The following is a 13,649-nucleotide window of genomic DNA, read 5'->3' on the forward strand; positions in this document are numbered from 1 at the left end:
CTTTCTTACCGCCCTCCCTGGCACGGGCCGGGAGGGCTTACAAACGAGGGAGCGTGCTAGACCTTCAGGTAGCGCCTCAAGGTTAGGATCGACGATACACCAGCAAGCACACAACCCAACACCAACAACAGTGGTGTCACCAGTAACACCTCGCCTGTCGAGATGAACGCCGTGTCCGGATATTCATTCGCCAGGCGACCGTCGACCAGGAAGTGCGCGACCGCCCAGAGCGAGCCGGCTGCGAGCAGCGCACCGATCAACGCCGCAATGACGCCCTCCAGGACGAAGGGCAGTTGGATTACCAGTTTAGACGCTCCGACGAGCCGCATGATGCCCGTCTCCCGCCGGCGGCTGAAAGCCGAGAGCCTGATGGTCGTGGCGATCAGCAGCACCGCGCAGATGATCATCACTCCGGCGATGCCCACCGCAACCAGCGAGGCGATGTTCATGATCGAGAAGATCTTCTCCAGAAGCTCGCGCTGGTCGATGACCACGTCCACGCCCTGCATTGAGGAGAACAGTTCGTTGATCACCTCGTACTTCTCGGGGTCTACGAGCCTGACCCGGAACGACTCGGGCAGCTGGTCCGCCGTGACCGTGTCCACGATCGGCGAGTTCTTGAACTGCTCGCGGAAGTGGCCGAGCGCCTGTTCCTGCGACTCGTACTCGTAGCTGTCGATGTACGGCGCCACGGCGGCCGAGTCCATCATGGCGCTGATGTCCTCGCGCTGGGCGTCGGTGACGGCCCCGTCGGCGCAGGTCTGGGAGCCGTAGTTCTCGCCACAGAGGAAGACGGCGACCTGGACCTTGTCGTACCAGAACCCCTTCATCTGGGTGATCTGCAGTTGGAGCAGGGCGGCGCCGCCCACGAAGGTCAGCGAGATGAACGTGACCAGGACGACCGACACGACCATGGAGAGGTTGCGGCGCAGGCCGGAGCCGATCTCGCCGAGGATGAATGCGAACCTCATGCGCCGTCCTCCTCTGGGTCGAACGGGGCGATGGCCTGGTCGCCGGGATCGGCGAGCCGTAGCTCCCGGGAGCCGTCGGCCTTGACGATGGGGATCATGGCCGTGTACTCCCCCGCCGCCTCGTCGCGGATGATCCTGCCCTCCGAGAGTTCGATCACGCGCCGGCGCATCGAGTTGACGATGTCGTCGTCGTGCGTGGCCATGACCACGGTCGTGCCGTTCTGGTTCACCCGGTCCAGCACGTTCATGATGCCGACGCTGGTGGCCGGGTCCAGGTTGCCCGTGGGCTCGTCGGCCAACAGGATTCCGGGCCGGTTGACGATGGCGCGGGCAATGGCGACGCGCTGCTGCTCGCCGCCGGAGAGTTCGTTGGGCATGCGCTTTTCCTTGCCTTCCAGGCCAACGGTCCTCAGCACCTCCGGGACGGTGTCACGGATCATGGCGCGACTCTTGCCGATGACCTGCATGGCGAAGGCGACGTTGCCGAAGACGTCCTTGTTGGGAAGCAGGCGGAAATCCTGGAAGACGACGCCGATGCCGCGCCGCAGGCGCGGAACGCGCCAGCTCGGGATGCGGGCAACGTTCTGCCCGGCGACGTGCACGGAGCCGCGTGTGGACGTGTCCTCGCGCAGGATCAGGCGGATAAACGTCGATTTGCCGGAGCCGGAGGCGCCGACAAGGAAAGCGAAGTCGCCACGGTTGATCTCGATGTCGATGTCGTCCAAAGCTGGACGGGAAGTCTGGTCGTAGACCTTGGTGACGTGCTCAAATCTGATCATGTCGGTTCTGCCCACACGGACCGCCGGTTCATCGGCCATGGATGCGGGGCTTTTGCTGGGGGAAGTTGCGGCACCGGCACTTGCACTCTAGTGCTCACCAGCATCAGGGGCGCGAACGCCGGCGGTGTGTCGCCCCGGAGGAAGGGGTTCCCGCCGGCGTCCCGGCGGGAACCGCGCTAGGCCCTCGAGGGCACGTTTGGCGCGTCCGGCGTGCGCAGTTCGGGCTCGGTGGCGGCGCGGACCTCCTCCTCGCTGACCCCCGGCGCGGTCTCGACCAGCACAAGCCCGTCGGGGGTGACGTCGATGACCGCGAGGTCGGTGATGATCCGGTGCACCACCGCGCGCCCGGTCAGCGGAAGCGAGCATTGGTTTACGATCTTCGGGGTCCCGTCCTTCGCGGTGTGCTCCATCAGCACGATCACCCGCCCGGCTCCGTGGACCAGGTCCATCGCCCCGCCCGGACCCTTGACCATCTTGCCCGGGATCATCCAGTTGGCCAGGTCGCCCGCCGCGGAGACCTGCATGGCACCGAGGATCGCGGCGTCGATCTTCCCGCCGCGGATCATCCCGAAGCTCGTCGCGGAGTCGAAAAAGGAAGCCCCCGGATTGACGGTCACGGTTTCCTTGCCCGCGTTGATCAGATCCGGGTCCACGTTCTCCTCGGTTGGGTAGGGGCCCACGCCGAGGATCCCGTTCTCCGACTGCAGCACCACCGTCCGATCCGCCGGAACATAGTTGGGCACCAGGGTCGGAAGGCCGATGCCCAGGTTCACGTAGTCCCCGTCGCCCAATTCCTGTGCGGCGCGGGCCGCCATCTTTTCACGGGTCAACCCCATGGTCAGGCCACCTTCCCGTTGTTGCCGCCGGCCCCGGAGGGCGTGACGGTCCGCTTCTCGATGCGCTTCTCGATGTTGTGTCCGACCTCGACGATCCGGTGCACAAAGACCCCGGGAAGGTGGACCTGGTCGGGATCGATCTCGCCGGGTTCGACGAGCTCCTCCACCTGCGCGATGCACACGCGGCCCGCCATGGCGGCCGGCGGCGAAAACTGCCGGGCCGCCTTGTTGAAAACCAGGTTCCCGTGGCGGTCGCCCTTGAGCGCGTGCACCAGCGCGTAGTCCGTGGCGATCGCCTCCTCCAGCACGTAGTCGCCCTCCTCGCCGCGCAGGGAAAAGGGGCGAACCTCCTTGGGCCGCGACACCTGCGCAACGTTGCCGTCGGCGTCGTACCGCTGCGGGAGGCCGCCCTCGGCGACCTGGGTCCCGACGCCGGCGCGGGTGAAGAACGCCGCGATGCCGGACCCTCCGGCCCGCAACTTCTCGGCCAGGGTCCCCTGCGGGGTCAGCTCGAGCTCCAACTCCCCGGTGAGGTAGCGCCGCGCGAACTCCTTGTTCTCGCCCACGTAGGAGGACGTCATCTTCCTGATCCGACCGGCCGCCAGAAGGATCCCCAGCCCCCAGCCGTCGACCCCGCAGTTGTTGGACACCACCGAGAGTCCGGTGGCGCCCTGGTGAAGCAGCGCCTCGATCAGCTGGATCGGATTTCCGGAGAGCCCGAAGCCCCCGACCGCCAACGAAGCACCGTCCGGGATGTCCGCGACGGCCTCCGCGGCACTCGCATACGCCTTGTCGATTGCCAACTCAGTGACCTCCTTGGGTCGATGATACGTTCGGCGCCGCGGGAGGGGATCCCGCGGCGGACAGCATGGACCGCGCCTCCGCGGCGACGTGCCCGGCGCCGGGCTCGTCCATGATGATCGTGTAGTGGTTTGTTCCCGCAACCTCGCGGGACCGCAGGGCGGGCAACCGGTCCTGCCACTCCGCCACGTACTCGGCGGCGAACAGGCCGGGCTCTTCGCCCATCAGGCCGCGCGGCGAGCGGAGCAGCGTGGCGGGGTGCGCCAAACCGTCCAGCGCGGCCGTTAGCGACGGACCGCGGTGGAGTTCGGCCGTGTCTTCGGCGAGCGCGGCGTACCGGGTGGACGGGCGGAGTCGGGGCGCGGTCCCCTCGAGGTCGTAGTCGACGTAGTCCTCCACCAGTGCGCCCCAGCCGTCGGCGAACGCGGGGTGGGACCTCCAATAGTCGCGGTATACCTCGACCGACTCGAATTCCATGCCCAGGCGCCGGGCCGCGGGGCCGAGAACGGCGGTGAGGATCTCCCCGTCCTCCAGGCCCGGGGGCACAACCAGCGGCAACCCGCCGTCGACCAGCAGGAGCGACCGGACGAGGCCCGGATGCCGGTGCGCCAGGACGAGCGCCACGAACGCCCCCATGGAGTGGCCCACGACGACGACGGGCCCGGTGCCGAAGTGCTCCAGCACGGCCGCCAGGTCGTCCGCGTGGACGGGCATGCCGTAGGGTCCGGGCAGCGCGTTGCTGCGTCCGCGCCCCCGGAGGTCCGGCGCGATCACGCGGATGCCTGGCAGCGCGGCGGCCACCAGTCCCCACGCGCGGTGGGACGCCGTCACGCCGTGGATCGCGAGCACGCTCGGCGTCCCGGCATCGTCCGGCCCCCATACGCCAACGCGCAGGTCTCCGCCCGGGACGGGGACGTCGGCGGCGCGGTAGGCGGTCTCCCCGCTCATCGCGCCGTCCACCCCCCGTCCATGGTGTAGGACGCCCCCGTGACCATCCCGGCCATCGGGGAGGCCAGCCAGGCGGCCAGCGAGGCCACCTCCTCCGGCTCGACCAGCCGCTTGACCGCGCTTTCGGTCAGCATCACCTTGGCCACCACCTCGGACTCGGGGATCCCGTGGAGCGTGGCCTGGTCTGCGATCTGCCGCTCGACCAGTGGCGTGCGCACGTAGGCCGGGTTGATGCAGTTGCTGGTGACCCCGTGCTCGCCTCCCTCGAGGGCGGTGACCTTGGACAGCCCCTCGAGGCCGTGCTTGGCGGAGACGTAGGCGCTCTTGAAGGCGGACGCGCGCAGCCCGTGGACGCTGGAGATGTTGATGATCCGGCCGAACCCCCGGCGGTACATGCCCGGCAGCGCGGCGCGGATCAGCAGGAACGGCGATTCAAGCATGAGCCGGTGGATCAGGCGCCACGTCTCGGGATCGTATTCGTGCACCGGGTCGATGCGTTGGATGCCCGCGTTATTGACAAGAATGTCGGTGTCCAGCGTGGCCGCCTCCAGGGCGCGCGTGTCGGCGAGATCCACCTGCCACGCGGTGCCGCCGATGTCCGCGGCCACCCGCTCGGCCTCGGCGCCATTGAGGTCCGCGACAGTCACCGAGGCGCCCAGCCGGGCGAATTCGCGGGCACAGGCCTCGCCGATGCCGCTGGCGCCTCCGGTGACGACGGCGCTGCGCCCGCTGAGCGGAAGGGCCGCGGTCTCGGCGCGGGTCGCGCCCTCGGTCCGGACGGCGTCGCCTCCCCGGGCGCTTTCCGCCGGGGTGGTCCCGCCGAGTGCCTCTGTCATGGTGTTCCGCCTTTCGCCGGCGCCGCATCTGGCGCCATCGCACGTTCGATAAATCGCATCATTTCCTCGAAAACCTCGTCCGGCACATCCGGACGCCGGGAAGCGCCGGGCCCGCCGGCGTCGCCCCCGCCGACGTCGTCCTCCCACAGCACCCACCGCATGCCCACCAGTTCCCCGATCCCCATCAGCGCCCAGGCCGCGACCTCGGGATCCATGGGGCGGACCTCCCCGGTCAGCTGCGCCGCCGCCAGGCCCTCGACATAGCCGTCTACGATCCTCGTGTAGTGCCGGCGAAGCGCGCCCGGGGAGACGAACTCCGCCTGCCGGATGATCCGATACAGGGCTGGATGCTCCGCGGTGAAGCGGAAGAACGCCCTGAATCCGGCGCGTTCGGCCTCGATCCGGTTGTCCCGCGCGCCGGCGGCCTCGGACATGGCCTGGCGCACCCGCCTGTTGAGGTCCTCCACGACCTCGTCGAACACCTCCAGCTTGCCCTCGAAGTACAGGTAGAAGGTGCCCAGCCCAATACCCGCCTGCTCGGTGATCTTGACGATGGAGGCCTCGTGGTAGCCGACCGACTCGAAGACGCGCTCCGCGGCCTCGAGGATCTTGGCGCGCGTGCGGGTCCCGCGCGCGGTCCGGGGCACGGTGCTCACTGGCCGGCCGCCGTCGCGCGGGCGTCGGCGCGGAGCCGGGCGCGGGAGATCTTGTCCAGACCCGAATGCGGGAGCTCGGCCACGAAGTGGAACCGCGCGGGTCGCTTGAACGCCGCCAGCCGCCCGGAACAGTGCTCGGCGAGCTCTTGCGCGTCCACGGCCACTCCGGGTCGGCGCACCACGTACGCCTCCCCCACCTCGCCCCAGCGGCCGTCGGGAACGCCCACGACGGCGGCCTCGGCGACACCGGGGTGCCCCTGGAGGACCGATTCGATCTCCGCGGGCGCCACGTTCTCGCCACCGCTGATGAAGATGTCCCGCAGGCGCCCGACCACGCGCAGGTAGCCGTCCGCGTCCCGCTCCACCACGTCGCCGGTGCGGAGCCAGCCGCCGGCCAGGGCGGCACAGGTGGCCTTGGGGTCGCGGAAGTAGCCGGCGAAGACGCCGGGCCCGGCGACGAGCAGCTCCCCGGTTCCGGCGCCGCGCAGGATCCGGCCGGTCGCCGGATCCGCCACGCGGACCTCCACGTGCGGATAGGGGCGCCCCGCGAAGCCCACCATGCGGGTGGCGTCCTCGGCGGGCAGGCACAGCACGTTGGGCCCGGCCTCGGTGAGTCCGTAGCCCTGCACCAGCCGCACTCCGCGGCGGTGCCAGTCGCGCAGGAGGGCGGGCGGCATCGGCGCTCCCCCGACGACGGCGAGCCGCAGGGCGGACAGGTCCGCGTCAGCGAAGCGAGGGTGCTCGGCCAGCATTTGGTAGTGGGACGGCACACCCATCATGGTGGTGACCGCCCGGTCCTCGAGCAGCTGGAGGACCCGTCCCGCGTCGAAGGTCCGCTCGAGCACCACCGTGGCGCCGGTCCACCAGGCGAGGAGGGGCTGGATGTTCCACCCGCCCACGTGGTACTGCGGCATCACGGCGAGCACCACGTCGCGGCTGCCCATGTCGAGGGTCCGCGAGAGCGAGAGGTTGGTCCAGAAGCAGTTCGCGTGCGTCAGCACGGCCGCCTTGGCGGGCCCCTCGGTGCCCGAGGTGAAGAGCATCAGCAGCGGTGCGTCGTCGGGCACCGGGCGCGGATGGGCCAGTGCCCCGGAGTGCCGGGCCGGTCCGGGCACCGAGGCCTCGACGCCTCCCGGCCCCGGCGCCGCGGTGGCGGGCGGGGCCAGCATCGCGGCCAGCGCGGCGCCCGCCAGCGCCGCGAACTCCGGTTCGACCAGCAGGAGCGCCGGATCCGCAGTGGCCAGCTGGTCCGCCAGCTCGGCGGGGGCCAGGCGCCAGGACAGGGGCGCCAGGACCAGGCCGGCCTTGGCGCAGGCGAAGAAGAGGACCACCTGGTCGGAGCTGTTGCCGCCGAGGGTGGCGATGCGGTCGCCGGGCGCGTAACCGGCCGCGGCCAGCGCGCCGGCCAGGGACGCGGCGCGGTCCTCCAGGTCGCGGTAGCGCAGAGTGACGCCGCGGTCGTCGATGGCGACGCGCTCCGGCGTCGCGCCGGCCCTGTCGGCGGTCCAGCGGCCCAGGGTGTGCAGCCCGTCCGACAGCCCGCCGCCGTGTTCCGTGGTCATGAGGCCTCCTCGAGGATCTCCCGCGGGCGCCTGCTCCGGGCGCCCCCGCGTTGGGTGAGCCGTCCCGCCGCGCCGGTCAGTCCGCCGGGCATAAACAGCACCACCAGGATAAAGAGCGTACCGAGGATGAACAGGGGTTCGGAGAGCGGCAGGTGCAACACGGGCGGCAGGCTGGCGATGGCCTCCGAGTTCGCCAGCGCCGCGAGCCGCTGGTCCAGCAGCGTGTAGACGACTCCGCCGATGACCGCGCCCCACCGGGAGCCGACGCCGCCGAGCACCACCATGACGAGCAGGGTGATGGTGAAGTCCGCGGACACGGCGCGCGGCACCGCGCCGGACTGGAGCAAGAGGTAGACCATGCCGACGACGGCGGCGAGCGTGGCGCCGACCACGAAGACCAGCAGCTTGGCCAGGTACGGCTGGAGCCCCAGCACGCGCACGCGCAGCTCGTTTTCGCGGACCGCGGCGGCCACGTGCCCCGCCCTGCTCCGCTGGATCCAGGTAACCGCCAGGAACGCGACGACCAGCGCGACCAGCGAGATCCAGTAGAGGTTGCGCGTGTTGCCGACGCCGATGAGGAAATCGGGGACGTTGGCCGCGTTGAGCGTCAGCCCCTCGTCTCCGCCAGTCGCTCCGCCGGGATTGCGCCGGACCAGAACCGATCCGGCCTGCGCGAACGCCAGGGTCACCATGGCGAACGGGATCCCCGTGACACGCAGCGCGACGGCGCCGGTGATGTTGGCCAGCACCACCACCGCCACCAGCGTGAGCGCCATGGCCGGCAGCAGCGGCAGCTCGAGCCGGTTCAGGATGATGGCCAGGCCGTACGTGCCGGCGCCGAAGTAGAGCGCGTGCCCGAAGGAGAGCAGGCCCGCGACGCCCACGAGAAGGTGGTAGCTGAGCGCCGCGGCCGCCATCAGCATGCATAGCGCCAGGAGCTGGAGGGCCCCGGGCTGGTAGGTGGGGGTGGGCAGCAGGCCGGGGACGCTGATGTTCAGCAGAGGGAGGAGGGCCAGCGCCGCCACGCCCGCGATCGCGCCGCCCCAGCTGGCGGCCGCGGTGCGGCGGGACCGGCCAGCGGCCAGCGGCCCTCCCGGGCGCCGATCCGCCGGTCCTTCCGTGCCGGACCCCGTGCCGCGCGGCGGGGCGCCGCCGTCGGGCCGCTGTCCCGCCGTGCCCGACGCCTCAGCCGTGGTGTGCGCGCTCATGCCTTTTTTCCCATCAGTCCGTTGGGCCGGGTCAGGAGGACGACGGCGAGGAGCACGATCACCACGAAGTCCCCGACGCCCCAGTAGAAGTTCGCGAACTGCTGGAGTACGCCGACGACGACCGAAGCGACGGCCGCGCCGGTGAGCGAGCCAAGGCCCCCGATGACGGTCACGATGAACGCGAAGATCAGCAGTGAACCGCCCAGTAGCGGGGACACGTAGCCGAAGTAGTGGCTGGCTAGCACACCGCCGATCCCCGCCGCGGCGCCGCCGATCGCGAACACCAGGGTGAACGCCTTGCGCACGTCGATGCCCAAGGCGGTGACCATGGCCCTGTTCTCCACGCCGGCGCGGATGATCATCCCGTAGCGGGTGCGCTTGAGGAAAAACACCATGGCCAGCAGCACCATGACGGCCACCGCGATCGTCACGAACCTGTCGTTGGGGACGGTGGCGCCGAGGACCTGCGTGGTCTGCCGGAACCAGGACGGCCCGGCGATGAAGTCGGGGTCGGTCCCCCACATCCCCTCGAACAGAGCCACCGAGGCGAGGGACAGCCCCACCGTCACGAGCACCTGTTCTATGTGGCGGTTGTAGAGCGGGCGGATCAGCACCAGTTCGGTGAAGGCCGCGAAGGCCGCGCCGACCGCGGCGCCGATGGCCAGCGAGGCGGCAAAGGTGCCCCAGTTGTCGGCGCCCATCCGCCGCGCGGCCTCCCATCCGACGAACGCGCCGAGCGTCAGGAAGGATCCGTGCGCAAAGTTCAGCACGCCCATGAGGCCGTAGATCAGTGACAGCCCGGACGCGACCAGGAAGTAGAGCGCGCCGAGGCCGAGGCCGGTGACGAGCAGGAGGACGACGGTGCTCATGTGCCCTCCCGATCTCGCGCGCCGGCCGGGGCCGCGTCGACGCCCGGCGGTGCGTGGGACCCGACGCCGAGCAGCGATTGGGTCAGCGCCGAGTCGTCCAGCAGCTCGGCGGCCGATCGCCCGGTGTGCGCCACCCGGCCGCCGGAGAGGACCACCACACCGTCCGCCAACCGGCGGACCACCGCGAGGTTCTGCTCCACCAGCAGGATGGGCACCGTCTTCGCCGCCTCGGCCAGCGCCTCCGCGACCTCCTGCACGATTTTCGGGGCCAGCCCCTTGGTGGGCTCGTCGACCAGCAGGACGCGATTGTCGTTCAGGAGCGCCCGGGCGAGCGACACCATCTGCTGTTGGCCGCCGGACAACGTCCCGGCGGCCTGCCCGGCCCGCTTCACGAGATCCGGGAAGAGGGCCTCCACCAGGGCTCGCCGCGGGGTGGTGTCCCGCTCGGCGAGGCGCAGGTTCTCGGCGACGGTGAGCTTGGAGAAGACCTCGCGGTCCTCCGGGACGTACCCGACTCCGCGCCGCACGATCCGGTGCGTGGCCTCGCGGTCGATGCGCTCCCCGTCGAGCGCCACGGTGCCGGCCGTGCGGTGGATGAGCCCCAGCACGGCCTTGATGGTGCTGGTCTTCCCCACGCCGTTGCGTCCCAGGAGTGCGGTGATGCCGCTCGCCGGGACGCCGAAGGTGACGTCCTCGATGACCTGCTGGCCGCCGATTGACGCGCTGACGCCGGAGAGGGTCAGGATGTCCGCCATGTCAGACCGCCTCCCCGAGGTATGCCGACTGGACGGTCGGGTTGGCCATCACGGCGTCCGGGGTGTCGATGGCCAGCAGTCGCCCGTGGTGCATGACGGCCACCCGGTCCACCAGCCCGAGCACAACGTCCATGTGGTGTTCGACCATGAGGATGGTGCGCCCCGCCGCCCGGTGCATGCGGTCGATGATGGCCGAGAGCACGGGGACGTCCGCCGACCCGACGCCGGCCATGGGCTCGTCCAGCAGGATGACCGTGGGGTCGGTGGCCAACAGCATCGCGATCTCCACCTTGCGCTTGTCCCCGTGGGACAGCCCTCCGGCGAGGGCGCCCGTGTTGTGCGGGAGTCCGACCTCTTCCAGTGCCGCCTCCGCGGCCGTGGTCGCGGCGTCCGCGGCGCGCGGGAAGCGCAGCAGGGACAGGCTTCCCCCGCGCTTGGCCTGGGCGGCCAGGCGGACGTTCTCCAGGACGCTCAGCCCGGGGAACAGGCTGGAGGTCTGGAAGGTGCGGCCCAGCCCGGCCGCGGCCCGACGGTGGACCGGCATGGACGCCAGCGGGCGCCCGTCCATGGAGATGGTTCCCTCCGTGGGATTCAGGACCCCGGAGACCAGGTTGAAGAGCGTGGTCTTGCCGGCCCCGTTGGGTCCGATGACGCCGATCATTTCTCCGCGTGCCACCGTGAATCCGACGTCCTCTAGGATGCGGGCGCCGCCGATGCGCAGGCCGACGCCGCTCAGCTCCAGCGCGGCACGGGACGAGTTGCTCATGGGAATCCTTAGGGGATGCGCTACTTGGCGGCCTCGGGCGGTGCGACGTCGTCGCCGGGGACCGTGGCGACGAGTTCCGGGACCCACGTCGCGCCGTCCTTCGTGAGCTTGGCCTGGTACATGTTCTGGACCAGGGCGTGGTCCGAGGCGCGGACCGTCGTCGGGCCCTTCGGTCCGTCGAAGCTGAAGCCCTCCAGCGCGGCGACCATCCGCTCGACGTCCCCCTGGCCCTTTTCGACGGCCTCGACGATCATCTGTGCGGCGACGAAGCCGTCGGGCGTGAAGAGGTCCGCCTCCTTGCCCGCGTCCTCGACCGACTTGATCATGGCCTTCTCGACATCGTTGCCGGCGGCGCCCGGGAAGTAGTGGTTGAGGAAGGAGAGCTCCGTGCCGGCGTCGCCGAACGCGCCGTAGGTGGCGACGTCGCCGAGGCCGGTGACGATCGGCGCCGCGTCGAAGGCGCCCTGCTGCGTCAGCGCCTCCCACATCGCGCCCGAGGTGGCGCCCGCCCAGGCGGCAAAGACAAGATCCGGCTTCGCGTCCACCAGTTGCCGGGCGAACGGGGTGAACTCCGTGACGTCCTCCGGCACCAGCACGGAGGTGACCTCGGCGCCCTGCCCGCCGAGCACGGCCTCCACGGCGGCGAGGTTGCCCTGCCCGAAGGCGTTGTCCTGGGCGAAGACGAGGACCTTCTTGCCCTCGAGGTCGTCGACGAAGGTTCCCGCGGTGGCGACGTCCTGGACAGACTGGCGGCCGGAGCGGAACGTGTACTTGTTGGCGCCGGTGACGGCGTCGGAGGCCGCTGGGCCGGAGATGTACAGGACCTTGTTCTGCTCCGCCTGCTCCACCAGCTTCAGGGCGATGCCGGAGGACGCGGTGCCGGCGAGGATCTTGTAGTCCTTGCCGATGAGCTCCTTGGCGACCGTGACGGCCTTGTCCGGGTCACCGCCGTCGTCGTGGTACGTGATGTTCAGCGCGGTGTCCCCCACCTTGCCGGTGCCCTCGGTGGCGTAGTCCAGGCCGGCCTGCAGGCCCTCGTAGTAGGCGTCGCCGTAGGCCGCCAGGGGGCCGGTCTTGGAGTACACGATGCCGACGTTCACGGACGACGCGGCCGATCCGTCCGTGCCGGCCGAGGCGCCCGCGCCGGCGTCGCCGGACGGGGCGCAGGCGGTCAGGACGAGGCCGCCGGCGAGGACCGCCGCGGCGAGGAGCTTCTTCGTTGCCTTCACGTGGGTTGCCTTTCGACGCGAGGCGGTGCCCACAGCGCTGGGGGACGGCCTCGAAGACCATAACCTGAAAGGTGATTCAGATTACGGAAAACCTATGGCGTGGATCACAGGTTGTCAACGCCCCAGTCCATCGGCGCCCGGATCCCATGGAGGCGCCTCGGCCAGGCCTACGCGGCGGCACGCGGAGAATCGCGCTCCCGGGCGCGTGCCCGACTTGGGCGGGTCCCGGCGCGCGTACGCTCCCGCACTCGGGCGCTTGGACGGGGCCGATCCCCCGGCCGGCCTAGGCGTCGGCGGCGGCCGCGTTGCGGTTGTTGGCGCGCCAGCGGATGCCGGCGTCGATGAAGTCGTCGATCTCGCCGTCCAGCACCGCCGAGGTGTTGCCGACCTCGTGCTCCGTGCGGAGGTCCTTGACCATCTGGTAGGGGTTCAGGACGTAGGAGCGCATCTGGTCGCCCCACGAGGCCTTGACGTCGCCGGCGAGCGCCTTCTTCTCGGCGTCCTGCTGCTCCTTTTGGACCAGCAGGAGGCGGGACTGGAGGACGCGCAGCGCTGCGGCGCGGTTCTGCAACTGCGACTTCTCGTTCTGCATGGAGACGACGATGCCGGTGGGAATGTGGGTCATGCGAACCGCGGAGTCCGTGGTGTTGACGGACTGTCCGCCCGGGCCGGAGGAGCGGAAGACGTCGACGCGGATTTCGTTGTCCGGGATCTCGACCGAGTCCGTCTGTTCGATGAGCGGGATGACCTCGACCGCCGCGAAGGAGGTCTGCCGGCGCCCCTGGTTGTCGAACGGGCTGATGCGCACCAGGCGATGCGTGCCCGCCTCGACGGAGAGCGTGCCGAAGGCGTAGGGCGCGTTGACCTCGAACGTGGCGGACTTGAGCCCGGCCTCCTCCGCGTAGGAGGTGTCCATGATGGTGGTCTGGTAGCCCTTGCGCTCCGCCCAGCGCAGGTACATGCGCATCAGCATCTCGGCGAAGTCGGCCGCGTCGACTCCGCCGGCGCCCGCGCGGATCGTGACGACGGCGGAGCGCTCGTCGTATTCGCCTGACAGCAGGGTGACAACCTCGAGCTCGGCGAGCGCCTTGTGCAGGGACGGGAGCTCCTTCTCGGCCTCGGCGAGGGTGTCGGCGTCGTCTTCCTCCTCGGCGAGCTGCACCATGACCTCGAGGTCGTCGATGCGCTCGGTGAGCTTGCGCAGGCGCTCCAGCTCGGTCTGGCGGTGCGAGAGCTTGGAGGTGATCTTCTGCGCCGACGCGGGGTCGTCCCAGAGGTCCGGCACGCCGGCCTGCTCGGACAATTCAGCGATGTCCGCCTTGATGCGCTCGACGTCGGTGACGGCCTCGATCGAAGCGTAGGTGGTCCGGAGCGCGCGGATTTCCGCGGAGAAGTCAGTTGCAGCCATGGTGGTTCCAGCCTACGTCATCGAG

The 13,649-nt window shown here is 70.3% G+C and carries 14 protein-coding genes; all 14 read right to left on the reverse strand.

The features are described from left to right. Positions 1-56 precede the first annotated feature (56 nt). Positions 57-971 carry a permease-like cell division protein FtsX gene (gene ftsX, locus AC3ZJJ_RS08435; RefSeq protein WP_489895399.1) on the reverse strand — a complete coding sequence of 305 codons (915 nt, stop codon included), beginning with the start codon at positions 969-971 and terminating at the stop codon, positions 57-59. After that, on the reverse strand, positions 968-1,750 hold the full coding sequence (ftsE, locus tag AC3ZJJ_RS08440) for a cell division ATP-binding protein FtsE (protein ID WP_489895401.1): 783 nt from the start codon (positions 1,748-1,750) through the stop codon (positions 968-970). The genes ftsX and ftsE overlap by 4 nt, the downstream gene beginning before the upstream one ends. Positions 1,751-1,926: 176 nt before the next feature. Then, positions 1,927-2,586: a CoA transferase subunit B gene (locus AC3ZJJ_RS08445; protein ID WP_489895403.1), complete on the reverse strand. Its 660-nt coding sequence runs from the start codon at positions 2,584-2,586 to the stop codon at positions 1,927-1,929. 2 nt (positions 2,587-2,588) lie between these two features. Then, positions 2,589-3,389, reverse strand: a complete 801-nt coding sequence (locus AC3ZJJ_RS08450; protein WP_489895405.1) for a CoA transferase subunit A — start codon at positions 3,387-3,389, stop codon at positions 2,589-2,591. Position 3,390: 1 nt separating this feature from the next. After that, complete coding sequence (locus tag AC3ZJJ_RS08455; protein WP_489895407.1) at positions 3,391-4,335, reverse strand: alpha/beta fold hydrolase; 945 nt, start codon at positions 4,333-4,335, stop codon at positions 3,391-3,393. Continuing rightward, on the reverse strand, positions 4,332-5,171 hold the full coding sequence (locus AC3ZJJ_RS08460; RefSeq protein WP_489895409.1) for a 3-hydroxybutyrate dehydrogenase: 840 nt from the start codon (positions 5,169-5,171) through the stop codon (positions 4,332-4,334). Before AC3ZJJ_RS08460 ends, AC3ZJJ_RS08455 begins: the two co-directional genes overlap by 4 nt. Beyond that, positions 5,168-5,827 (reverse strand): TetR/AcrR family transcriptional regulator, encoded by a 660-nt coding sequence (locus AC3ZJJ_RS08465; RefSeq protein WP_489895411.1) that lies wholly within the window; start codon positions 5,825-5,827, stop codon positions 5,168-5,170. The genes AC3ZJJ_RS08460 and AC3ZJJ_RS08465 overlap by 4 nt, the downstream gene beginning before the upstream one ends. After that, positions 5,824-7,389, reverse strand: coding sequence for a class I adenylate-forming enzyme family protein (locus AC3ZJJ_RS08470; protein WP_489895413.1), 1,566 nt, complete (start codon positions 7,387-7,389; stop codon positions 5,824-5,826). The genes AC3ZJJ_RS08465 and AC3ZJJ_RS08470 overlap by 4 nt, the downstream gene beginning before the upstream one ends. Further along, the gene (locus tag AC3ZJJ_RS08475) at positions 7,386-8,597 is read right to left on the reverse strand and encodes a branched-chain amino acid ABC transporter permease (RefSeq protein ID WP_489895415.1); all 1,212 of its coding nucleotides are present in this window, start codon (positions 8,595-8,597) and stop codon (positions 7,386-7,388) included. Before AC3ZJJ_RS08475 ends, AC3ZJJ_RS08470 begins: the two co-directional genes overlap by 4 nt. Beyond that, the gene (locus AC3ZJJ_RS08480; RefSeq protein ID WP_489895417.1) at positions 8,594-9,466 is read right to left on the reverse strand and encodes a branched-chain amino acid ABC transporter permease; all 873 of its coding nucleotides are present in this window, start codon (positions 9,464-9,466) and stop codon (positions 8,594-8,596) included. The genes AC3ZJJ_RS08475 and AC3ZJJ_RS08480 overlap by 4 nt, the downstream gene beginning before the upstream one ends. Then, positions 9,463-10,221: an ABC transporter ATP-binding protein gene (locus AC3ZJJ_RS08485; RefSeq protein WP_489895419.1), complete on the reverse strand. Its 759-nt coding sequence runs from the start codon at positions 10,219-10,221 to the stop codon at positions 9,463-9,465. Before AC3ZJJ_RS08485 ends, AC3ZJJ_RS08480 begins: the two co-directional genes overlap by 4 nt. A gap of 1 nt (position 10,222) precedes the next feature. Next, complete coding sequence (locus AC3ZJJ_RS08490) at positions 10,223-10,987, reverse strand: ABC transporter ATP-binding protein (RefSeq protein WP_489895421.1); 765 nt, start codon at positions 10,985-10,987, stop codon at positions 10,223-10,225. Between the two features lie 20 nt (positions 10,988-11,007). After that, a complete protein-coding gene (locus tag AC3ZJJ_RS08495) occupies positions 11,008-12,216 on the reverse strand; it encodes a substrate-binding domain-containing protein (protein ID WP_489895423.1) in 1,209 nt (402 codons plus the stop codon). A gap of 283 nt (positions 12,217-12,499) precedes the next feature. After that, on the reverse strand, positions 12,500-13,624 hold the full coding sequence (prfB, locus tag AC3ZJJ_RS08500; protein ID WP_489895425.1) for a peptide chain release factor 2: 1,125 nt from the start codon (positions 13,622-13,624) through the stop codon (positions 12,500-12,502). Between the last annotated feature and the right edge of the window lie 25 nt (positions 13,625-13,649).

This window comes from Arthrobacter sp. AOP29-A2-19 (assembly GCF_058138025.1).